The organism is Lysinibacillus sp. FSL M8-0216 (assembly GCF_038595555.1).
Classification (GTDB): Bacteria; Bacillota; Bacilli; order Bacillales_A; family Planococcaceae; genus Lysinibacillus; species Lysinibacillus fusiformis.
This window is the reverse complement of record NZ_CP152007.1, coordinates 1,439,214-1,463,817: the sequence shown is the minus strand read 5'-3', so window position 1 is coordinate 1,463,817 and position 24,604 is coordinate 1,439,214. Positions and strand designations below refer to the sequence as shown.

Here is a 24,604-nt window from a genome sequence, read left to right as displayed (position 1 = left end):
TTTAAAAAGGGTAGAATTATTCTACCCTTTTTACTTTTTAATCAGTAAAGGAGTGTACTATGACAAAACGTGAGACGAAATTAACATTGACAGATATACATAAAAATGCAAAAGAATTAAATAAAAAGCAAAAATTTTTCATTGATAAAGATCAAGGAAAATTTATTTATTACTACCCTAAATTTAGTAAGCGTAAAATAACTATTTTAATCAAAGATTTATCCGATACGTTGGCCTATGTAGAGCAGCATAAGCTAGATTTTTTCAACAATGATGATGAATTAAATAATTATATTCTATTTTTAATTATTAAACATTTTACTGACTTACAAACTGAATTAAAAGATAAATCCGTTGAACTTCATTTTGCTACTATGAATGAACTAGTTGACATCGGTTGGTACGAAATGTTCCTGCTGAAAATGTTCCCTATGCAAGAAATTTCTAGTGTTTTAGATGAAATTAAAAAGCGACTAAATGTAAGTTTTAAATATTTAGCACTAGAAGAAGAGCTCAGTCGAGAAGGACAAACTGTTGATTCAATTCTTAATGATAAAGATAATTAGAATTTTGAACTACTCCCCTACCTAATTGGGTGGGTATTTGAATATTTTAGAGCAATTATTGTCATCTAAAAAAATATGCAAATTAAAAACAGCTACCATCTTAAATAACATAGTAGCTGATTTTTCATTTGATTTAATGAGGAGGGAATATTGATTGAGTACTGGTGGTGAACAAAAAAAACCCACAGAGTTTCTAGTGGCTCTAAAAATTAACGACAGGATCTCGAAACAAAATATTTCTACATACTTAAAAAAATTAAAGAACATCCCCAATCTATCGATCAATTTAGACGTTACAGGATCAAATACTCAAATATTTAATGAGTATGGAAAGCAAATTAAAGCTTTAGAACAGCAATTAGAAGCATTTCATTTAAAGCTGCAAAATGTGGGAACTGAATCATCCGCTCCCCTTACCATTTTCGAAGATTTCAAGCAAGGAATTACTAATTCTTTAAAATCTCTCGATACTCTTAATGAAATGTTTGATGATGTACATATAAATGTGAAAGAAATTTCTAAACAGCTGGCCAAAATTCCGACTGGCGATCTTCAATCTCTACAAAATTTAGCGTCACAATTGAAAGTAGAAATGGAAACAATCTCTACAAATCAATTTAAACTCTATGGAATCCAAGAAGCGCAGCAAAATTTGCAGGCTTTAGAATCTAATTTATATAATATCTACGAACTCCAAAAAGCCTATGCGAATACTACTGATTTTGACCAATTAGCATCACAAATCACCGATTTAAATACCCAACTGACCAACATCCAGCTTGGTGAAGGTTTAAACATAGCAGGCATTTCTGATATTTCAAACCAAATTGACAAGATGAGTCAGAGTATAGTGGCATTTGGGAAAAATACGGCTGAAGCGGGTCTAAGTTCCACAGCATTTGCCTCTGCCATTATGGATGGCATTGGCCTCGCCTCTACATTTAAAACACTTGGCGAAGATATTTTAGGCACAGGTACTGCATTTGCTGGTAGAGCATTATTTGGACTCAATGCAATTGGAATCGCAATAAGTGCTGGTGGGTTGATTATAGGTAAAATACTTGAAGAAAGAAAGAAACAGATTGAAGAGCTAAAAACTGAGGAACAAGAAATATTAAAAGCATATACTTCGAATGCTAGTGAAATAGATACTCAGTTTGAAAAATATTATCAATTAGAAAATGCTATAGAATTGGGAAATACAGACCCTTCTGTTATTAGTGAATATCAAGAAATTTCTAATAGACTTGGCGAGATTCTACCTAACCTTGTTACACAAGAGGATGAATTTGGTAACAAAATTATTGGCTCAGCAGAAGCTTTGAAAGTAAAAATTGGACTGCTTAAGGAACAGCAAGCTATAGAAGCAGAAATTGCTAATCAGGCAATCCAAGATAAGCGAAATGATGATATTGATATTCGGAAGAGGTCAATCTCTGACCTAGAGGACTCACTCAATTCAAACATAGATTCAGCAGCTAGAGTTCTTAGCACTCATGCTAATAGTTCCTCCTTTGTAGGTGATGTTAAATTTTATGATAATAATTTTAAGCCTCTTCTTAAAACTGCTGAGGATTTTGAAAAAAAATTAAAAGAATTAGGTAATCTGCAATCAAAAGCTGAAAAAAGTGGTGATACAGTTCTTGCTAATTATTATAAGGAATTAAGTACTATCGCAAAAAGCCAAAAAGATATTATTGTTCAATCTGATAACGAACTAAAACAAGAAATATTATCGCAAAAAAATGATTATATAGCTAATATTGCAGATGTTATCAATGAAAATAATAAATTGACCGATAGTGTTAAAAACAATTCTGAAGCCTTTGCAGCTCAACTAATTGCTTCTGCTAATATGGATGACCTAGATACTTTACAAAATTCTTTAACCTCACTATTTTCAAACGAAAACGCCAGTTCGATTATAAATGAAATAGTAGGTTCATTCCAAAATATGGATAATTCCACTTCTGAAACTTTTGAATCCATGGCAAATAAAACTAAAGAAAATATGGAGAGTATTTCTACCGATTTATCCAAGCTTGGTTTAAGTAAAAAAGAAGTAAGTAGCATTATGGGATCTTTAAATCAACATTTCGAGGATACTACTCAAAAACAAAAAGAATTATCTGTTGAAATGAAGGTTAACAATTTAACATTTGCTGAAGCAAAAGCAAAAGTAGAAGGCTATAAAGCTGAAGTTAAGAATCTTACGACTACTCACGAAAAGCTAGCAGGAGTCTCACAAAAAAGAGTAAATGATACCTCTGACCTATTATTGGAATATCAGTTGTTAACTAACCAATTAAAAGATCATACCGAAGAAGAGATTCGTAATCTTAGTCAAAAAAGTAGTTTAACTGCCGAGGAACAACGGCTTGTTGATGTATTGAATTCTCGTGATCTAGTGATGAATAATTTAAACACCCTTTACCCGTCTCTTATTGATCAAGATGGTAAAGCAATATCATTAAGTGCAGATAAAATTAAGGCGATTCAAGCAGAAAATCATGCAAATGAAACATTATTAAAAGCTTATCAACTTGCAAGACAAGGGAAATTAAGCATTCAACAACAGAATGTTGTCGATGAGGCAAGTTTCACAAAAGCCACTATTGAAAATATAAAGAAAAATATTCAAGCTTTAAATATACTTCAAGCAAAATTACAAGAAGTTTATAATGAGCAAGTTAATAATATGAAGAACGAAGATCCTAATAGTTATACTTACGGTTACGGTGCCTATCGTTCCGGTACATTATTAGGTCAAACTCAAAGTCAAATTAATGATTACACCTCTGAATTAAATGAATTACAGAAATCATTAGACACCAATATTAGTACTATTGATAGCTTTGACACTTCTTTAGGTAAGACCACAAAAACGACTAATCAAAATATATCAGCAACAAAAAATACAGTATACATAACCGATAAATACAAACAAAAACTTGAAGAGTTAAATCTCGGAATTGAAAAACAACAAAGATTGCTGTCTAAGCTACCTGAACATTCTAGTGAGTATCGAAGAGCTTTAGAAACTCAAATTCAATTTGAAAAAGAAAAACTTCGAGTGATGCAACAGCAAGAGGCTTCTTTAAAAAATCAAATTGCTTCAGGGAAAATTCAGCAAACGGGTAATATAACAAGTAAGTCCCCCACTTCTTCCACAACTACTAATCTAAACGGTTGGTCTGGCAAAATCACTAGCGCATACGGAGGCCGTAAAGACCCGATTACTGGAAAATCGGATAATCATCTAGGCATGGATATTTCCGGGTCTAAAGGAACTCGCTTAGATGCGAATGTTGCAGGCAAAATAATAGCTAGCGGTGATGCTATTAAAAATGGCTATGACGGCTCTTATGGAAATATTGTTGTCGTACAAGATGCAAATAATTTCAAACATCTTTATGCTCATCTAGATAAAGCTATCGCTAAAATGGGTGATTATGTTGATGTGGGAACGCAAATAGGTAATATTGGTGCTTCTGGTAGAGTGACAGGTCCACATTTACATTACGAAGTGAAGAATGCTAACGGACAACGCTTAGATCCAACAAGTTACTATACTGCTGCAAAAAATGGAGCCACATCTTCTCCATCATATGCAGTTGACACGGCACAACAAGCTATTGATCAAACAAAATCTGAATTAGTAAGTTTACAGCAACAGATTTTAAATCAAAAAGATTTAGTAGAAGACCTTGAGCGCGGCATAATTGATAGTTATCTTTCCTCTTTTGAAAACAAAAAGACAACGATTGATAACTTATTAGAAACTAGTGATAACAGGTTAAGGAAACTCACTGTCACATCAGAATCCTATCGTAAAGAACTAGACAGACAAACAGCTGCTTTAAATGATAAAAAGAAAATTAACCAAAATGAAATTGCTTATCTGGAAGGCGTTATTAAGAGTGGTACTGCCTCAAAAAAGGTCATTGATGAGTATACGCAACGTCTTCATGAACTGAACAATGTCAATAGTGAGATAGATTTTGCCATTTGGGATGTAGGCTCAAAAAAAGTTGAATCCTACATGTCAAAGTATGAAGAACAACGTCAAATTCAGGATAATGTTCTCGCCTATGAAAAAGCAAAACTTGGAGAATTAGATACTTCCTCTGCTAGGTATGTAAAATCACTTGTAAATATTAATAATGCGATGAAGGAAAAGCAGAATGCCAATCTTTATGAACTAACTCAATTAAAAAGCCTAGTAAATGGAAATAAAGGGTATGGCGATGGTTTACAATCTGCGAAAAAACGCATTGAAGAGTTAACGATCGGTATGAAAGAGTTACAGGTTGATATTCAAGATAGTGACTATGATATTTTAATCAATATCAAAACCCAATCGGATGAGAAAATAAATAATATAGAATCCGAAATAAATCGAGCTGAATTGATTCGTAAAATGTTTGATGAGGGTTCGGCAGATTATGAGAAATATACAAACATTATGATTAATGCCCAAGAAAGAATTGCTCAACAGCATTTAGAAACTAGAGATAATTTGCTAGAGGAATTAAAACAGCGTGATATCACTGCTGAACGTATCAAAGAAATCACAAAATTAATAAATGAAGAGTATAATGGCTATTTAAATGCCACGTTAGCTATTAAAGACTATACAAAGCAAAAGGACGATGCAAAAAAAGCCCAACTTGATAAAATTGCAGATAAAGTTATTAGTGCGTATAAAGATTATCATCAAGAACTTCGAGATGAGCAAATCAAGCAACTTGATGAAGAAATTGAGCGCGAAAATAAAAAACATGAAACAATCATGAAAAATCTGCAAGAAGAAATGGACTTATTTAGAAAAAGTGTTGAAGATAAGCTAAGGCTCATTGACCGAGAAGAAGCTCAAAGAAGCTATGATATGGAGATTTCCGATTTAGAAAGTGAACGGAATGATGTACAGAGTAAGCTAAATATTTTAGCGTTAGATAATTCTTATGAAGCGAAAGCAAAGAGGAAAAGTCTACAAGAACAGTTAGATGAAATTGATAAAACAATTGCGGAAAAACGACATAACCGGGAAATTGATTTACGTAAAGAGTCTTTAAATGATGCATTAGAATCCAAAGAGGAAGAAATAAATGAAAAAATAGAGCTACAAGAGTCAGAGCATGAAAATTTAGTCAATAAAATTAATCTTGAAAAAGAACATTGGGAGTCGTACTATAGCGATTTACTAAATAATGAACGCCAATTCGCTAAAATGAGAGAAGATATCATCAACGGTCATTTAACTAATGTGGAGGCAGACTTCAATCAGTACCGAGATAAATTAAAAGCCTCACTACCCGAAATTAGCGGTACATTAGACGATACTATGAAAGCTATAGGTTTTTCTATCCGAGACAATGTTATTCTCGAACTAGAAGAAGCTCTAGATTTAATAAAAAAATTTAATGACAGTCAAGAATCAAAGGATAATGGTTCATTTGAATCGAATCTTTCCAATCCACAAACATCTAAAGGCAAATTATCTAACGCGGACTTGCAAGTTCTATTAGGTAAGTTCTTATATGACCGAGTTTTGCCGAATGTTTCAGGCCAGGATCAGAGTGCCGTTAGTGAAATGGCAAAAAATTTTGCAGCAAAGGGCCGCGATAAGGCTGATTCCCGATTTACTGAAAATGGTGCTAATTTTAATGAGTCCACAAGGGTTCTTACACAAGCAGAAATGGATTCATTATCTGAGTATTTAAATAGTAATAAAAACTTGCTTGGCGGGAAATATAATAGCTTTTTTGAGCAGTTTTTCAATGAGAATTCAGGAAATACACAAGTAAATGAAAGTAAACTATCTGATGCGGACATGAAAGTAATGTTAGGCAAATTTATTTACGAGAAACTAGTACCTGAACCATCTTTAAATGCAAATACTAAAATGGCTCTAAAAAACAAAGCTGATAATCTCGCTTCAGAAGGCAGAAATGAAGATTCCCAAATCTCCGAAAACGTAACATTTGATTCTGTAAAAAATAAGTACTCATCTGAACAAATACAACAGTTAAAAACATTCTTTAATTACAAATTAGATTTGATTGAAAATCTTACAACACGTGAATTAATGAAGAAAAAAATTGCCTCACTTGACAGTGGCGGTTTCATGAACTGGACTGGAATTGGGATTGATGGTAAAGGAGGCAAAGCTATTATTGCTCACCCTCAAGAAATTATGTTGAATAAAGCTGATACACAAAGTTTGTTTAATTCAATCAATATTATGGATAGTATCATGAATAATCTATCCCCTTTCTTACTAAAGTTTACCCCATTCCAAAAATCATCCTCTGTTAGTACAGGCGATACGTATGGTGACATTAAGATAAACTTCCACATCGATAAAATGAACGGTGACAAAAACGACTTACATCGATTTAGTAAAATGATTGATGATGATTTATTGCGTAGGAAAGGAATGAGAAAGTAATGTTGGAATCTATTCATTTTATGTATGACAACATTTCATCAAAAGATATGGGTATTCAAATTGCTTCAACAAGAGGAGGTTTATTTGAAGAAAACTTTCTTCCTAGAAGGAGAATTATTGAGAAAAAAATTGCTAATAATGAAAAACCGTATTTTCAAAAGGTTGAACATGAACCCCTCTCCTTTAACTTGTCCTTTTATCTTGAAGATTGGCTTGATGACCACGATCTAAGAAAAATTGCTCGTTGGTTATTTCAGCCATATTACAAACCCTTAATTTTTGACAATAATCCAAATAGAGTATTATACGCCCTGGTAGAAGGAAATTCTGCATTATTACATAATGGTTTAAAGCAAGGTTATGTAGAACTAACTATTAGATGTGATTCTCCTTATACTTACTCTCATGAACTTATTTTTAATAATATGGCATTTAGAAATGCTAATACTGGTTATCAAATTATCGACGACATGAAAAGCTTTGAACAAGGGAGTTTTTTTAATTCGAAGGTTACCTCTAATGGTTTAACAATTGATAAAGTTGATAATTCTTGGGGAGCACAATATGCCAATATCAAAAAATGGAGTGAATTTTAAATGGAAACAACAGATGGACTTAAATTAAATATTACTACTGAATCCTCTTTTGAAGATGATGATATAAAAAATACCATTGTTGAATATGGCAATAATTTTAGTAAATTAGAAAAATACTTAAAAGATTCAACTCAATCTATTGAAGATCTAGGTGATAATAAATATTATCCAATTGGTCATATTATGTGGAATAAGGTCCCTGCCTCAGGTTCATATATCGGCTGGGTTGTCACAAGAGAAGGTATTCAAGCAAAAAAATGGTTGCCAAATAAAAATTACAGTATTGGCAATTTAGTAAAGCCGCCTGTAGATAATGGTGGCCTTTATGAATGCGTGGTCGATGGGAAAAGTTCCACTACCCCTCCAACTTTTATTACTTCCTTACAACAAGAATTTCCCGAGGTATCAGGAAAAATTTGGCGCAAAGAATTCAATTATGAGGTAGGTGACTTGGTATTCCCTACTAATGGAAGTAAGACATATTATTATCTTTGTGAGACAGCAGGCTACTCCTCCCCTACTGAACCTGAATGGTCTTCTGTTCAAAACGATACAGCATTTATTGATAGTTCAGTTGTCTGGAGAAAAGCAAAAAATATCATTTGGAAAAAGGTTGGCACAAATAGTGAGTTTAGACCTTTTGGAAAAATAGAATAGGAGTATTTAGAATGAAATGGGGTTCCTTAATAAATTCAACAGGCTCTTATGTATCTAAATATTATGAAATTACGAATGCTTCTTCAAAATATTTAACAACCATCCTCGCTAATATGATAAATATACATCATCAACAAATAGAGTTTCTCTATTCCCTCTCTTACGACTACAAGAATTGGACTAATTGGAAAACAATAAATTTCAGTGATAACAATTTGTTAGATGGCTTTAATTTAGATGGTTTGATTTTTAGATATAAGATTGTTCTTCATGCAAAAAAGGATAACGAAAAACCTTATATACAATCTTTCTCTATCACCTTCGATCCTTGCGAATCCTTAGAAAATCTGGGCGATTTTATTGTTAAGCCAAAACTATGGATTAAGAAAAAGAATGGAAAAGGCAGTATAGAACTAACCAATATCATGACAAATCAAACATTAGTTGTAGATAATCTTATCGATAATGAAGAAGTATTTATTGATTGTCAAAAAGAAGATATTGTTTCTGACAGGCAGCATTTAGGTGTTTATCGGTATGATGATCATAATGATGAATTCCTAGCATTAATAATCGGAACTAATCTCCTAAAAGGAAAAGGGGATTTCGATATGGATGTTAGACATCAGTATGTCTTTTTACAGGAGTGAGGTGAAAATCATTGAAATTAGGTGTAATAGATTACCGTTTAAAACCAGATGATGCAAGAATATTTTTATGTAGTCCAGATAAAAAAACAATTGCCAGAATTAGTGAGGCATATGATATCAATTATAGTACTAAGGTTTCGGTCCTAAATGAAATTTCATTTAAAATACCTACTGTCCTAATGGAAGATGGGATTCCTTTTGAAAATAAAAATATTGATAAAATAAGAAACAGGTATCTTTTCAAATTGAAATATGGGCAAATCACTGAATACTTTTTAATGAACGAATCCAGTAAATCCTATAGTGATGATGAGTATATTAGTTATACTGCTTTGTCACTCGGCGTCCAATTAAGTGATAAAAATATACGACAATTTGAAGTAGTCAGTAAAACATTGTCTCATATTATTACTGATATTTTATCTTCCGTAAATACAAAATGGAAATTAGGCTATGTTGACAGTTCCTTCGAGGAGGTTTATCGAAGCTATGAGGTTTCATCAAATAATATTTTAGAAATTATTTATGATTTAGCAAAAGTTTGGAATGCTTTAATTGTATGGGATTCAATAAAATATGAAATCAATTTCTATAAACCCGAAAATATTGGTAAAGATAAAGGCTTCCACCTCCGTGATGGAAAATATTTAGAGTCATTCAATTTAGCGACAAACACAATTGATACAATCACTCGCTTAAAAGTGTATGGACAAGATGGCTTATCTATACATCGATTAAATCCTACCGGTCAATCCTATCTCGAAGATTACAGATACTACCTCTACCCTTTCAAACGTGAAAACGGGATTGTTGTCAGTCATTCTAAATATTTAACAGATGGTTTATGCATTGCATTAGAAGACTATCAGGCGTTGGTTGAATCCTTATCAGAGAAGTTTACTAATTTAACTACAATGGTCACTACACAAAATTCCATTATCCAAACAGAGGAACAAAAACTAAGTACCCTGAATTCCCAAAGAGTCCTTATTGAAGATGAATTAGATTTATCAAATGCAAATTTTCACTCCTCAACTCCAAAGCATCAAGACATCATTCAACGTTTAGAGGCCAAACGATTAGAGATCTCCACTCAAGAAGCCTTTATTAGAGATTTAAACTATCAGCTTTCTGATTACGTAAATGAATTACTTGCGTTACAGGAAAAATTAACTAGAGAAAATAACTTTACAGTTGGGCAGTTAGCCGAGCTATCCGATTTTGAAATAGAAAAAGAATATACTAATGATTCAATTGTTGATGATGAGGACTTAATGGAAGACGGTAAGGAAGTATTCAGACAATATTTAGAGCCAAAAATCAGATTAGATATGAACTTAATTGATTTTCTATCCATCGTTGAATGCCAAAATGATTGGGACAAGTTAGGTTTAGGAGATATTATTAGGGTTAGATATGATAGATTACAAGTGGATATAAAAGCCAAAATTACGGAAATTACTCATGACTTTGAAAATGAAAGTATTTCTCTTGTTATCGAAAATGAATTTGATGAAGACAATAATTGGTTAGAACAGCTTAATAAAGCAGGCAATACATCTACAATTGTTCAGATGGATAAATGGAAGTGGAATTTGTCCGAGCAGAACAACGGGGCCATTAACGATATCATCAATAATAAATGGGATGCATTAAAAAATGCTGTCATGGCTGGTTATAACCAGAAGATAGAAATAAGCGAACGTGGCATTATTGTAAAAGATTTAGAAGATCCATTAAGCTGGCTTGTTATACAAAATGGATTTCTTGCTATCACCAACGATAATGGCGAGTCATGGAAACACGCAATTTCAAAGGATGGAATTTTTGGTGAGCGTATTTTTGGGAAGATCATATCTGGTGTTAATTTGATGATTGAAGATGAATCTGGTATATGGATAACACAGGGCTCAAGAACTACCATTTATAATCGACATGGTGAAGAAACCATGTATTTAGGGTTAGTTTCTAATAATAAAAAAGATGAACAAGGAAACTTAATTCCACAGGACCATGAATGCTTCGGACTTATATCGTGGAATGATGTAACAAGGGTTGCATTAACTACTTGCGAAGGGTTTTCTGTGAGTCAGAAAGATAATGAAGAATGGAAAAAGGTGTTATGGGCTAATACAGATGGTACTCTCTACTCTAGAAACATGATTGCTGAGAATATTAAGATTGTCAATAATCTTGATGAAGTGATCTTAGATGCTGAAAATAACTATTTTAATATTGGTTTATTTGACAAAATTGTAGCTGATGGCAAATTAACGACGCTTGAAAAATTAGAGCTCATTAAAGAATTATATAAAATCCATTCAGACTACAAGCTGCTTCTTCAACAGGCACAAAAATACATACGGAGTGAGAGAGATAATGTTTCAGATATTGACGGTGCTTTTAATACTGCAACTCAAACCTTCCCTACCGTTTACTCTACTACAGACAGGTATTCGACGAGTGCAATAAAAAATGCATATGTAGAGTTAACAACTTACATGTCCAATTATATCAAAATCATAAATACTGGTTACCTTGAATCATCCTTCTTAAATATTGATATGACTGATCCACTGACAGAATCCACGAGTCCCATTGAGAATCGTGGTATTTTTGTGCAGAAATTTAAAAATTACTATGATGAAGCGACTAGATTAAGACAAGAAATTGAGGATTCCTTATTCTATTCAGGTCTCACAATGGGTAGATATCACAACAATCTCATGATGAATGATTTTGGCTTTATCGCTGTTCGGAATGATGGTAAGTATCGAGCTTATCTAAATGCCACTAATGGACTTGCGCTGCAGAAATGGGAAAATGGGAAATGGGTTAGTAAACTATTTGCCACTTTAGGTGACTCTAAATGGGAAGACGGAACACTATACGCCGAAGGATTGGTAACAAAAAATCTTCGAATTGTAGATGGTGACTTAGGTGATGCCATTACTCTAGATTGGGACGAAGGTATTACCATTAATGGGAAAAATGGTGAAAAAATCAGATTAAATGCTAATGAAGCTATCTCCATTTATGTCGATGGTCAGAAGAAATTTTACGTAGGGACAGATGGAAGACTTTATGCAAAAGACATAACTACGCACAACCTTAAAATAGTTGATGGTTTCTTAGGTGAAAAGATCATCTTTGACCAAAATGATGGTATCACTATTAATGGGAATAGCGGTGAGGAAATTCGGCTAAATGCTAATGAGGGTATTGCAATTGATGTCAAACATGAGCCTAGATTTTGGGTCAGTAAAGATGGACACTTGTATGCACGAAAGCTTTTCATTATGAATGGTGAGCTAGATGAGTCGATTCTTGAAGAATTAGCTGACGATGATAGCTTTATCTCTGATTTGACGGTTACTAGACTCAGAACTTATGACCCTAAGGACCCTGATAATTATGTCCATATTAAACAAAAATTTTTAAGATTTATTACCAAAAATGGTTCATCGGAAAATGTTAAATATGAAATGTATTTTGAGGGTTCAGGATCACAAGCCTACCCTATTGCTATTTGGGGTAGTGGTTCAGGTAATAATACTAACAATAATAAAGCTAAGCAATATAAAACCTCTCAAGGTTTCTTTACTGAGTATATAGATGAAACTGGTGAAAAACACTCTATTAATTTAAACACTGAAAGCACAAAATCTATAGAGATTAATTCACCTAGGACGGTATCTATTAAAGGTGGGAGCGGTAGTATCACAATGAATAACTCACTTTTAGAATTAAAATTTGGAAGTAATACGATGACTATGTCTGCAACAGGCATTAAATTAAATGGTACTCGTATTGATCTAAACTAAGGAGTGTTAGCATGCCTGAAGTATCAGTAAGAGGTAATAAAATAAGTAGCTCTATTGCTAGTAAGCACGTTAAAGTAAGGAAACCTAATAAGCCCCAGTGTGTTCCAGAATATATAGATGGTCAATATTATGGAGGCTATTGGGTGGGAGATGTTTGTTTTGGTATCGAAATCCCACCTAGCTCGCCCTATGATGAGCTAGATATCGACGCAACTGTGGAAGGGACCATTGATGATGGAGCACCTACTGTTTTTGTGAATGGTAAGGAAGTTGCATTTTCAGGTGCCAAAACACAGGAACAAGATTCATATACTGTTCCAAGTGGCTGGTCTTATGTCAGCGGTGGACATTCTAGTGCCAATGGTTCTGTAAGCTCAGGTAGTTCCAAGGTATTTGTTAGTGGTAAACAGCTTGCTAGAAAAGGTGATTCTGTAAGAACACATGCAAGCTCCAGTGCTTCTATACAAGAAGGATCTAATAATGTGTTTGCCAATTAAAATTCACTTGGAAAGGAGGTGAGAAAATTGTCACTACCTACTAATTATTTAGAATTTAATAATCCTATTCATATCGTTTGGCGAAAAGGAACACCCAACGACCCTTACATCGATCGACTAGATATCGCTCGTGTTGTCAATCAACGTGTTTTTTTATTAGAAATTCCTGATGAAATGTATAAGGTTAGAATTTCAGGTATGTTTGAAATTAATTATGAAAAATTCATCAAGCACAACTTAGAAAAAAATGAATTTTATGTAGACTATACTAATGGTTTTGTTTATTTCCATGCAGTGAAGGAAGCAGAAACAATGTCAATGGTGTACAAAGGAAGAGGATTAATCCTTTACCCCTCTACACGAATTGTCCATTATGATGGTACCAATTCTACCGAAACACTTCACGAAATCATTGAAAGAAGTAAAATACAAGTTCAAGATCTAATTGATCGAACAGATAACTATGAAGAATACTTAAAAAAACTGGTCATTGCTATTAATGAATCCAATCATGCCACTGACCAGGCTTTAATTGCCACTCACAATGCTAATGAAGCAACTGAACTAGTAAGAGATGCATACGAAACAACAGTTTTAATTTATCAACCATTTATTCATACATATGATGACATTGCTAAAAAATTCCCCCATCCTGAAGTTGGATGGACAACACAGGTTTTTGATACAGGCATACGTTATCGTTGGAATGGAAAGGCCTGGATTCCTATCGATGCCTTAGGTGGAAATGTACCTTTAGCCAACGAAGTAATAAATGGATTAATGAGTAAAGAACAATTCGTAAAGCTTCAAAATATAACTGAATTTGTAAATGAGAAAACAATTGTATTCATTATTCCAAAAGATATTTTGCAAGGCGTTCAAGACCCACATATCATATTTGATTGGGACGGTGAAATTGTTGATATTCAAGCATCGATTTCTATTTTAGGTTCAATGCCTACCCCTATTCAAATACAAAAATCATCGAACTTCATTGATTGGTTGGATATTACAGTCAACCCAGTAATCATTGATGAAGATCGTTATTTAAATAATCAAGTATATACATTAAGAGACAGTTTGGTGAGGAAGGGAGATGTGTTTAGACTATACATCCCTTCTTTTTCTGTTGATGCACAAAATTTATCTGTCAATGTAAAAGTAGCATTGAAATGATCCTATTTAAAGTTTCAATACAATCAATTTACACTAACAATTTATTAGAAAGAAGGAATTTATTTATGACAAAAGCACCTGTAGTATCATGGTATGAAGGTACAAACACAAAAGCAACAGAGGTTAAAAGCACAGTAAACTACGGTACTGTTGACGCTGACTCTCAATCAGCTACAAAGGTTTTCTATATTTGGAATAACAGAGATACGCTTGATGATTGCTCTAAAATGGAAGAAGTAGTATTCACAACTCGTGACCGTAACGGTGGTTTGGGTGATTCACCTGTCGTAGAAGCTGTTAAAGACAACTGGTTTTGGGTTCGTGTTGACAGCTTAAACGAGGAGTCATTCCTTCCTGTCGGTAAAGGTGGCGTAGGTACAAAAAATCCTAGTGGTATGAAAGAATTAGGAACTACAGGCTCTACAACAAATGTGAACGCTTCTACTGCTCAAGTTTGGGCAGGTAATAAGCTATTAACACTAGATACTTATGTTCAACCAACAACAGCAAACGGCTTCATTTACAAAGTGACTAAAGCAGGTACTACAGATGGAAATGAGCCAACATGGGTGAAAGTTGAAGGAAATCCTGTATTCGATGGTTCAGCAGAGTTTGTAGCAATCAAAATTTTACAAACGCCTGCATCAAAAGAAATCTTAGGTTACGCAAACAAAACTGATGTTAACGGAACTAACGCTCACCTAGCAGGTGGTAACTTCGTTAAGATTTCTGTTTACGCAGATGTACCTATCACTGCGTCAGCAGGCAAAAACCTATTAGTACAACGTGTTTCTTACCGTTACGTGTAAAAGTAACAAATGGTATTTAATAAATAAAATAGTGATTATACAGGGTAAGGGGATTTTTCCCCTACCCTATTTTTTATGTAACTTATAAAAGAAAATACTTCAATGCAATGAAGGAGATTGATAAAAATGTTATTCGCAAGATCAGGAAATAATCATGCATATGGTATTCCTTTCAATTGGAACGCTGACTATGCAAACGGTAAAAACTATGCCGAGTATGACCCACTTACGCATAAGAAAAATGATTTTTATTTGATTCAGAAAAATCAGGTCATTCGTTTTGGTTTGTTTGGTCAAGGAATGAAGCTCTTTTTTGAAATGTCCGATGGTTCTTTCAACTTAAATGGTAGAAGAATTGAAATTGAGTACATTGATGAACAATCAGAGTCCTACAATTTAACAACAAACTTTGCAGACAAAGACCTTATCACATATAAAGAAGCTTACGCTGATTACAATAATGTACAAGGTATTCAGCAATCCAATATTAAGTCAATTAATTTTGGCTATAAAACAATCTTCAAAAAAGACGGAGTCCAGTTCTTCTTACAGCCTATTGTTTCACTTCCTTTAGAAGATGAAAACCCATTTATTGAGGTAAAGCTAACTTCCAATAAAACAATGAATGGTCACTTAGTATTCAAATCAAGAGGTGTTGAGATAGAGCGTTTCCCTGCCCCATTAGAGGTTAATAAAGCAGGTCAATTAAATTGGACTATCAAATAATAGAAAGCGAGGAAACACCTAATGAAAAGATTTTGGTTGCGTCTTCTTGATAAAACTGATTCCTTAGAAATAACAACTTCAAACAACAAATTATCTTTATTTGAGTCTTCAACTGAGAAAGCCTACACAATAGAAGTAGGAAAATACTCACTTGAAAAGCTAGTAGAAAATCTTGTTAACAAGGGGTTAAACGCCAAAATTGGAGAGATTAAAAAATCTCCCAAAAACTCAAAGCTGATTGTTCTATTATTAGACAATTCATTTACAAATGTAAATGGTAGTTTTGTTACTTTTATTGGTGGAATTGAATCTATTGATACAGGAGATAGGCAAGATGGTAACATAATTAATATTTAAAAAAGGAGCATGTTCATATGACTATTATAGGTGGAAATTTAGAGCGCAAAGAGATAGGTTTATCTATCGGTGTTTCAGGAACTCATGATAGAACGAAAATCAATAAGAACACAGGCTATTTAGAATTAGTAGATATTGATGTAGATGGTCAAGGAAATCCTATTTATGTTGAGCAAGGCTCTTGGACTTCTGATGTGATTGATTTAGGAGATATATTTCAAGACTTCGAGAAAGTGTTTACAAACAGCACAGTTAATGGTGCAAGCTCATTCGCTGTGTTAACTAGAGTTTCATCAAACAATTATGATTGGTCAGATTGGGTTGCTATTGCGGAAGATGGAACTATTCAATCTGATACAAAACAGTACATTCAGGTGCGAATCGACTTGTTTGCAGGGTTTGTAACTGATGTTTTTCTCGTAGCTAAAAATGATTTTAATATCAACGAGTTTCTTGAAAAAAAGACAGTAAAAATAGGTGGGAATGTTGTTCCTAAATTAACATCAAACACTTCATCAACAGAAGGTTTTGCATTTGCTGAAACCGTATATAGCGTTAATTATGACTCATGGTACGCATTTGATAAAGCAGATAGGAGTGAAGGATATTGTTCTGCTAAAGGAGTTAAAACAGGATTCTTAGGTTTTTATTTTATTAAAAGGGGCGTAGTAGTTTCTAAATACAAAATTAGAAGTTGCAATGCTTTGTCAACAATGGTTAAATCATGGGTTCTTCAAGGCTCAATTGACACAACAAATGGCACTAATGGAACTTGGGTTGACTTAGATAAACAAACTAATCAGGTTTGGACTACAGGGTACACTGATAAAATATATGAAGTACCAACCTCAAAAAGGGCTAACTATATTGCCTACAGAATTAAGTTTTCTGAGATAAATGGCGGTGATTATGCAGGTGTTGGAGAACTAGATTTCTACGAAGATGAAACAACTTCATTAAGCCTTAAACGTGACTACACTTTTGATAAACAAGTAGATTCAACTTGGTCAGACACAGGGAGTTTACACAGAAAGAAAGTCACCCGTAGCCAATGGCAAAGAATAGATAGATTAGAGGTGTTGTAAATGGACATTGTTACAAGCTATGATAATTGGGGTGGAAATGGTAACAGAAGAAACATACTAAGTGGAAACTCAGAAGTGTTTGATGGAAATGAAAATACCTATCTATCCTATGGAAATAACGCTCAAATTAATATAGACATTATTTTCAGTGGTTTAGAGGGTGGAAAATTATTCATAGATGGCATAAAAGTTGTTAGAAGTAGCTATGGTTTCATTAATAGAGAGATATATCTAAATGACAAACTCATAGGAGCTTTTAATGACAATGTAGACTACCCACTACCAATGTTAACAATAAGAAAAAATGATAGGTTAATAATAAAAGGAAAGAACAACGAATCAGGTGGAGGAACTTACCCAACCATTATAAGTGAAGTTTATTTAAAAACATATCTTGTTCCTGATAAATCTATGATTTACCATAATGGTGAGTACAAGAAATTCCATCCAAAGATACTAGGTAAAGACACAACTATTAATGCAGTACCTAATATGACTAGCAATACTGCTCCAACAGGTAAAGTAACTGCTAGGGGTGCTTATAATCCTGCATGGCAAGCATTTGATAGGAATAGTTCAACATATTGGTATGATAACGGTTCTAGTGCAAGTAATCCATCATGGCTTCAATATGAGTTTGACTCTCCAAAAGTGATAAATAAGATTGCATTAGATTCTCTTATAATTACAGGAAGTGCATATGGAATAAAAGAATTTACCTTATTAGGTAGTAATGATGGTTTAAACTATGATAGTCTTCTATCTGTTAACAACCACCCAAACAGAAGCACTAAAGAAACTTATCGTTTCAACAATAATAATGAATATTTATTTTATAAGCTTCAATTTGGATTAAGCCACTATAATTACAGTACATTAGTTAGTTCATTTGAAATGTATGAAATGGCTACTCCTGACGCACCTTATTATTGGGAATCATTCCCAAACATCAATCCCTCTTCCTCAGATTTCCTTGATAAAAGTATGGACAACCTATCTCCCCTACTTGACAGAATAGTTACAACATTAGAACCTACTGCAATGACTCAAAAGAATGACATATTAGATATTGGAGAAGTTGGCAAAGTGTTCAGCAATACTATAGATTTAAAGAAATATTTTGATATTAGAAGCATAAGAACTGAGGTGAAATAAATGCCAATTATTAGAAATAACCAAACAGAATTTACATTCAACAATATCTATTATGTAGATTCCTTAAATGGCTCAGACTCAAACAATGGTAGTAATAACTCTCCTTTTCTAACAGTCAGCCATGCCATATCTAAGTGTTCATTAAAAGGTGACGCTATTTTTGCAAAAGCAGGCACTTATGATGTTACTAGAATTGCAGGAGATTTTGACTCAGGTGGTCTTTGGGATGGAAATAAAGAGATTTATTTTTTTGGGCAAAAAGAAAAAACCATCTTTTTATGTGATGGCACAAAACATAGTGGCAGAGACACACATTGCATTATGTTTCAAAATTCAGAAACAAAAGCATACAATATTACTTTTGACTTTAAAATAGGTAATAGAAATGGTAACAACTATCAAAACTCTATTTGTGGTTTTGGTGGAGGAGCTGTAAAAGGAGAACTTGTAAATTGCTTATTTAAAATTGATAGCCTAATTCCAAACTTTACCTATTCAAATAATGGAACTTCTACTACAAAGTTCACTAATTGCGTATTTGATGTTAAGGCGAATTTTGTTGGAAGTTACTCAGGTCAAGGATTTACTATCGAAAACTGTGTCACTAATTTCACATTTTATAATGAAGGAACTAGAAAAAATACATATAGCAGGGTTACATTTGACTCAAGTTACCACATTACAAACTATGGTGAACTAGATTTAGGTATTGGTGTCTATGCAGGCTCTTATTCTTGGGCTTATTCTTGGGGTTTAAGTTCAACTCTACTTAGGGCAAATGGTAAGACTTTTTCGCTAGAATCAATTAAAGTAACCCACGAAACTAAAATGACCAATATTACTGTGCCAACACCATTTGTTGCTAGTGCAAGTGGTCACTATGGCTCAGGATATGAGCCTTATAAGGCATTTAATGGTACAGCTATAAATGCAAGTGACACTTGGATTAGCTCAAGGAACACAATTGTTGGATGGATTCAAATTGACTATGGTGCTTCTTCTCCAAAGATTGCAAATGTTTTAGAGTTGACTGGTCGAAACTCTAGTGTTCTTACTGATAACGTTAAAGATTTTAATATTCTTGGTTCTAATGACAGCGTTAATTTTGATACACTTGCACAAATTAGAAATCAAATTGATTGGGCGCAAGTAGAAACTAGAAGATTCGATTTTGAAAACGATAAACCATACAGATATTATAGAATACAAGTATTAGATAATAATGGTTATTCTTATGTAGCAATAGGAGAAATTCTGTTCTCCTATGAAAAACTAACTCTTTTTGAAGTTCCTGTATTATCAACAGATAATATTATTAATTATGGAAAAGTTAATTTAACAAATTTAACTAGACCAATTCCTACTGAACTTTACATCTTACAAGATGATAGTGTTTCCAAAAATGAACAAGGTCTTTGGACAAAACAAGTAAACAAAAAACCACTCAGCATTAGTTTTAATTAGTGCTGAGTGAGAAAGGAATGATTTAATTGGTAGTGATAAAAGATGTTAGTGCAATTCCTATAATGACTTCCAATACCGCTCCTTTTGGGGTAGTTTCTGCAAGCAGTGAATTTAGCACATCTTATCAAGCATGGATTGTATTTGGTCAAACAGCTAAAAATGCATATTGGAGTAGTAAATATAAAGAGAGTCCTAGTTGGTTGTCATATGAATTCCCTCAAGCAAAACGCATTATTAGGTATTCTATATTGATGGAAAGTGGTGTAGCATATGCTCCATTAAATTGGACTTTTGAAGGGTACGATGAAGCATCGGGAGCGTGGATTGTTCTTGACACTAGAACACAAGTATCTTTTGTTATTAATGTAAAGCAACTATACGATTTTAATAATGAGAACTTTTATAAGAAATATAGAATAAATATCTCTAAGGGTAGCAACACAGAATATACCTATATTTCTAAAATGGAAATGTTTGAACCTTTACCAGAGAAGGGAGTTGTACTACAAGACCCAACAACAAATCAACAATACTCTCTATCAGACAGAACCCTCATTCACCTTCCTGACAGCACAAATGAAAGCATTGTTGAGTATGGTATTGAACAAGGCAAGTTTATTCAATTAGATGTACCTTTCACTAAGCACAGATACTTTAATGACACACCTGTTGCTGGTACAGTGGGAGTGTTTACACATGATGTAGGGGTAATTAAAACTTTGAGTATCAAAGAGTTTGCAAAGAACAAGATTTTTGAGCCTATCTTTACTTGGTATGAGACTAAAATGATCTCTGATGTGCTTCCTAGTCCACTAAAAGCTACAGCCAGTAGCTTTTATGTTTCCACAGCTCCATACACCTACTTCCCTTTTAGAGCATTTGACGGAAATATTTCTGATATATCGACAACAAACACCTCTTGTTGGGCTACAGACAGAGATGCTTTTGTAGACTCTTGGTTAATGCTAGACTTTGGCGAATTAAGAAAGGTCAACACTGTGCAGTTGACACCTAGAAACGAAACATGGATTACACAGGCGGCAAAGGAATTTAAGATAGAAAGTTCAACAGATGGTGCTGTATGGAATGTTGTAGGTAACTTCGATATAACAGATTGGCAACCATTAACGTCAAAAAAACTAGACTTATCTTTGAGTGAAGGTAGATATTTCAGAATAACTCATAAATCTAATAATGGTGGACAATATATTTCTTGGACTGAAGTAAAGTATGGATATAAAAGAGAGGTGAACTAATATGGCAACAACACAGCAATTAATGGCACAATATGGTGTCGCATGGTTTGATTTTGATGAAGCTAGCGGAAATATTCATGATAAGCTAGGATTAAATAATTATGTTGGCACAGTTACAGGTGCAACAAGAGTTGGTGGTTGGAATGGTGAAGGTAATGCTATAACATCAAGTGCTATGGGGCATAGAGTTTTATTCTCTAGTACTATCATTCCTACAGGTGACTTTACCATTAAATTAAAAATGTTAATGCAAGTTAATACAGAAAACAGCCATCCCCTGTGTACTTTAGCAAGCTTTACTACAGGTCAAACAGGGTTAAATATGTATATTAGACCAACAGGAGAGTTCGGCATAGCATACTATGCATACAATGCATCACAGCTACCTCTTGAAACCAGTGGTTATACAGATGGGAAATGGCACGATATTCTAGTAGCTAAAGATGCATCGTTCTTTTCTTTATATATAGATGGTAAACTAATAGTTAAAAAAGTTAATAGCATCGGAAACTTTCAACATTCGTCTACCTTGCAATTACTATCTCCCACTATGTACATTTCTACTGCCAATAGATTTTTAAAGGGAAATGTAGACGATTTACAAATCTACAACAAAGCTCTCTCTCCTTCTGATTTTGAACAAAAACGCTTAGTCGTTAAAACAACAGACAATAAAAACCTTGTTTTATCTCCTACCTCAGCTCGTGTAAAAGAGATTCCCAACACAGCAGAATATATGATGTTAGCTCAAGGTGGTGTAGTTAGAGAGATTGACTCAGCAGTCGATAGACCACCAATTGATTTTACTAAGCCTACAACTGAATATGAGCTTGTAACTAATAACAGAACACCATTAGGAAAAGGTGGAATGTTTACAATTCCTATTGGTACTGATTTTAAAACAGCAATGATTGAGGACAACTATTAATTTGGTTGTCCTTTTAATATGGAAAAATATTGGAGGTCAATACAATGGCTAATACAAAAGATAATTTAAGTAAATATGGTAAAGCCTTTATTAGCTTTGATGATCCTAGTGGTAATGCTATGGATTCTATCGGTGGCTATACAGGTACTTTAACCAACACACCACCTAGAGTAACAGGTTGGAATGGAAAAGGTTCTGCTATGAGCTTTAATGGCACTAATCAATATGTACAGTTTAATAGCAAAGTTATTCCTATTGGAGCTAAAAGTATAAGGCTAAAACTAAAAATAACAGGTGGCTATCCTGCAAGTGGAGTGTCGCAAAACATAATAAATACATTAGGAGAACCTAATCAAAAGGGCTTTATTATCGAACTATTTGGCGACAATTTTGGAATTGCTTCTGCTAATGGAGATTCAACATCTTGGACAAATGTAACACATTCTTTTATAGTTCAAGTTCCTAAAACAACTTTAAACTTAGCTGACAATATGTGGCATGATATTTTGTTTACATGGGATGGGACATTAAACCCTAATTCTGTAAAACTATTTATAGATGATATGATTAACCCCATTGCTCTAAGTCAAGCCAAAAACTTAGAGACTTCTTATGTCAATAATTTAACACTTGGGAAATGGGCAGGAGCAGGAAACTATTCATTTTTTAATGGTCAACTAGACCAAATCGAAATCTACGACAGAGTAATCTCCCCTATCCCAGACAAATATCTCATCCAACATAACTCACAATACAAATACCATGATGGCACTTCTTGGAAATCAACAACACCAACAGAAGAAAACTTCATCCAATATGGTTTGAACAATCTAAACCATATTACAGAAAAACAATGGAAAGAGCTATCAGGAAATAAGTCAGTAATCATGTGGTCTGATTTTGAAGATAAGCAATTCACGTCTGTTGTATTAAATAAAAATAGTTTTAAAGCCCAAGATTTACTTGGTGATTCAGCTCAAGCGATTTACTACACTGATTCAGACACTTCTAAAATCGCAGTAGAAACAGGCGTTGACCCATATAGTATCTATGACTATATTGGTGAATTACCTACAGTAGCCATTTATACAGAGTCTAATGATGATATTGTTGTATCGACTAATGTTGAGCCATTTGATATTTATGATGAATTTGGTGAAAGTGTTGAGGTTCTTTATTACACAGATGATGAAACTGTAACAAATGCTGATTTAATCCTTGAAGCTAATTGGTCGCCTATTGATGAACTCAAAGGTGATTTCGAAGTTGTAACATGGACTGAGGAAGGCTCTGACACTGCTAAACGAGTGCTTGATATGAAAGCAATACCACAACCTCAATTCGTTAAATTAGTTAACCCTAAACGTTTGTATGGTTCTTTAGAAGATGTATTTGTCAATGATATTTCACAATCCTATCGTGATGAAGCTCGTTACTTTATCGGTAGAGAAACACCTGATAAATGGTATGTATGGGACAAAAAAGAAAAGAAATTCGTTGTTGCTGATACTTCAAGCCTACAAACAATCATGTCAACAGGCATGACTTACAAAGACTTAAATAGTATCACTGACATGCAATGGAGAACATGGACTAGTGAATATATCAATATTGGTATGTTTATTACAGATAATCCTCGTGACACAATTAAAACGATTGTTGAAGAAATCTCGTTCGAAGACTATCTCCCTCGTGATACGACAACTATTGAAAACTCGAGTCTATACATCTTAAACACTACTGCTAAAATTGACATTTCCTTAGACGCAAATGTTCTTAAGGCTGTGTTAAGTGATGATGATTTAACGCGTGTTCAATTTCGTGTATTACTAAACAATGGTTATTACTACCCTTCAGATGGAAGCTTTACGAAACTAGGTGAATCCCCTCAAAATATTGAGTTAGCGATTGGAAGTAAAGATATTAGAATTGATGATTGGAATACTCTAAGAATAGAGTTTCAAGATTTCTTCGGAACTACTGATTATTGGTCAACTCAATTCATGGGAACATACTCAGGTCTTATGTTCAAAGATGTGTATGGTCAATACTACTCAAGTGAGATTGGTGAGGTTCTACAATATCTTGATTTTGGTGTCATAATTGCAGGTCAAACTACAGTTGAACATGAGGTTATTCTTAAAAACCAATATGGCTATGATATTAAAGATATACACTTGTATGCTAATACAGCAAAAATCCCTACAGGAATGACTTGTGAATTTAGTACAAGTTCATCCCCTTTTACACCTCAACCTGATTTAAGACTAGGTGGTGTGTTAAAAAACAACGAAGAAATGTCATTCTTCATTCGATTAAAAACTGAATTAGGTTCAACGCCTGACGCTAACGGTTCATTTGACATTATCGTGAGAGCAGACAAAGCCTAATCACAATACAATGTGAT

Annotated in this window: 17 protein-coding genes; all 17 read left to right on the top strand. The window is 33.7% G+C overall.

Translation table 11 applies throughout. The features are described 5' to 3' along the window. Positions 1-59: 59 nt before the first annotated feature. The 17 genes from MKX57_RS06850 to MKX57_RS06770 all read left to right on the top strand — a co-directional run bounded on the left by MKX57_RS06850 (position 60) and on the right by MKX57_RS06770 (position 24,587). The gene (locus MKX57_RS06850) at positions 60-566 is read left to right on the top strand and encodes a hypothetical protein (RefSeq protein ID WP_089986619.1); all 507 of its coding nucleotides are present in this window, start codon (positions 60-62) and stop codon (positions 564-566) included. Between the two features lie 154 nt (positions 567-720). Beyond that, the gene (locus MKX57_RS06845) at positions 721-7,017 is read left to right on the top strand and encodes a peptidoglycan DD-metalloendopeptidase family protein (RefSeq protein ID WP_342550870.1); all 6,297 of its coding nucleotides are present in this window, start codon (positions 721-723) and stop codon (positions 7,015-7,017) included. Then, complete coding sequence (locus MKX57_RS06840; RefSeq protein ID WP_036147638.1) at positions 7,017-7,613, top strand: distal tail protein Dit; 597 nt, start codon at positions 7,017-7,019, stop codon at positions 7,611-7,613. The genes MKX57_RS06845 and MKX57_RS06840 overlap by 1 nt, the downstream gene beginning before the upstream one ends. Further along, positions 7,614-8,270 (top strand): hypothetical protein, encoded by a 657-nt coding sequence (locus MKX57_RS06835; protein WP_171365202.1) that lies wholly within the window; start codon positions 7,614-7,616, stop codon positions 8,268-8,270. An 11-nt stretch (positions 8,271-8,281) separates the two neighbouring features. Then, a complete protein-coding gene (locus MKX57_RS06830; protein WP_171365203.1) occupies positions 8,282-8,920 on the top strand; it encodes a hypothetical protein in 639 nt (212 codons plus the stop codon). An 11-nt stretch (positions 8,921-8,931) separates the two neighbouring features. Then, the gene (locus tag MKX57_RS06825) at positions 8,932-12,744 is read left to right on the top strand and encodes a phage tail spike protein (protein WP_342532381.1); all 3,813 of its coding nucleotides are present in this window, start codon (positions 8,932-8,934) and stop codon (positions 12,742-12,744) included. 11 nt (positions 12,745-12,755) lie between these two features. Then, positions 12,756-13,241, top strand: coding sequence for a PAAR domain-containing protein (locus MKX57_RS06820; RefSeq protein WP_216604595.1), 486 nt, complete (start codon positions 12,756-12,758; stop codon positions 13,239-13,241). 27 nt (positions 13,242-13,268) lie between these two features. Continuing rightward, the gene (locus tag MKX57_RS06815; RefSeq protein WP_171365205.1) at positions 13,269-14,417 is read left to right on the top strand and encodes a hypothetical protein; all 1,149 of its coding nucleotides are present in this window, start codon (positions 13,269-13,271) and stop codon (positions 14,415-14,417) included. Positions 14,418-14,482: 65 nt separating this feature from the next. Beyond that, positions 14,483-15,226, top strand: coding sequence for a hypothetical protein (locus MKX57_RS06810; protein ID WP_342550869.1), 744 nt, complete (start codon positions 14,483-14,485; stop codon positions 15,224-15,226). 126 nt (positions 15,227-15,352) lie between these two features. Next, positions 15,353-15,952, top strand: a complete 600-nt coding sequence (locus MKX57_RS06805; RefSeq protein WP_342550868.1) for a hypothetical protein — start codon at positions 15,353-15,355, stop codon at positions 15,950-15,952. Positions 15,953-15,973: 21 nt separating this feature from the next. Beyond that, a complete protein-coding gene (locus MKX57_RS06800; RefSeq protein ID WP_342550867.1) occupies positions 15,974-16,309 on the top strand; it encodes a hypothetical protein in 336 nt (111 codons plus the stop codon). 17 nt (positions 16,310-16,326) lie between these two features. Then, positions 16,327-17,394 (top strand): hypothetical protein, encoded by a 1,068-nt coding sequence (locus MKX57_RS06795; protein WP_342550866.1) that lies wholly within the window; start codon positions 16,327-16,329, stop codon positions 17,392-17,394. Beyond that, positions 17,395-18,549, top strand: a complete 1,155-nt coding sequence (locus MKX57_RS06790) for a discoidin domain-containing protein (RefSeq protein ID WP_342550865.1) — start codon at positions 17,395-17,397, stop codon at positions 18,547-18,549. It begins immediately after the preceding gene. Continuing rightward, positions 18,550-20,013 (top strand): discoidin domain-containing protein, encoded by a 1,464-nt coding sequence (locus MKX57_RS06785; protein ID WP_342550864.1) that lies wholly within the window; start codon positions 18,550-18,552, stop codon positions 20,011-20,013. A 32-nt stretch (positions 20,014-20,045) separates the two neighbouring features. Beyond that, positions 20,046-21,269: a discoidin domain-containing protein gene (locus MKX57_RS06780; protein WP_342551114.1), complete on the top strand. Its 1,224-nt coding sequence runs from the start codon at positions 20,046-20,048 to the stop codon at positions 21,267-21,269. A gap of 1 nt (position 21,270) precedes the next feature. Further along, entirely contained in the window at positions 21,271-22,197 is a 927-nt protein-coding gene (locus MKX57_RS06775) for a LamG-like jellyroll fold domain-containing protein (protein ID WP_342550863.1), read from the top strand. A 44-nt stretch (positions 22,198-22,241) separates the two neighbouring features. After that, complete coding sequence (locus MKX57_RS06770; protein WP_342550862.1) at positions 22,242-24,587, top strand: LamG domain-containing protein; 2,346 nt, start codon at positions 22,242-22,244, stop codon at positions 24,585-24,587. Positions 24,588-24,604: the final 17 nt, after the last annotated feature.

Bases quoted from the DNA above. Each gene is read 5' to 3' on its own strand.
- MKX57_RS06840 (WP_036147638.1), top strand. From the start codon at position 7,017: ATGTTGGAATCTATTCATTTTATGTATGACAACATTTCATCAAAAGAT.
- MKX57_RS06830 (WP_171365203.1), top strand. From the start codon at position 8,282: ATGAAATGGGGTTCCTTAATAAATTCAACAGGCTCTTATGTATCTAAA.
- MKX57_RS06775 (WP_342550863.1), top strand. From the start codon at position 21,271: ATGGCAACAACACAGCAATTAATGGCACAATATGGTGTCGCATGGTTT.
- MKX57_RS06795 (WP_342550866.1), top strand. From the start codon at position 16,327: ATGACTATTATAGGTGGAAATTTAGAGCGCAAAGAGATAGGTTTATCT.
- MKX57_RS06770 (WP_342550862.1), top strand. From the start codon at position 22,242: ATGGCTAATACAAAAGATAATTTAAGTAAATATGGTAAAGCCTTTATT.
- MKX57_RS06835 (WP_171365202.1), top strand. From the start codon at position 7,614: ATGGAAACAACAGATGGACTTAAATTAAATATTACTACTGAATCCTCT.
- MKX57_RS06810 (WP_342550869.1), top strand. From the start codon at position 14,483: ATGACAAAAGCACCTGTAGTATCATGGTATGAAGGTACAAACACAAAA.
- MKX57_RS06800 (WP_342550867.1), top strand. From the start codon at position 15,974: ATGAAAAGATTTTGGTTGCGTCTTCTTGATAAAACTGATTCCTTAGAA.
- MKX57_RS06850 (WP_089986619.1), top strand. From the start codon at position 60: ATGACAAAACGTGAGACGAAATTAACATTGACAGATATACATAAAAAT.
- MKX57_RS06805 (WP_342550868.1), top strand. From the start codon at position 15,353: ATGTTATTCGCAAGATCAGGAAATAATCATGCATATGGTATTCCTTTC.
- MKX57_RS06790 (WP_342550865.1), top strand. From the start codon at position 17,395: ATGGACATTGTTACAAGCTATGATAATTGGGGTGGAAATGGTAACAGA.
- MKX57_RS06820 (WP_216604595.1), top strand. From the start codon at position 12,756: ATGCCTGAAGTATCAGTAAGAGGTAATAAAATAAGTAGCTCTATTGCT.
- MKX57_RS06785 (WP_342550864.1), top strand. From the start codon at position 18,550: ATGCCAATTATTAGAAATAACCAAACAGAATTTACATTCAACAATATC.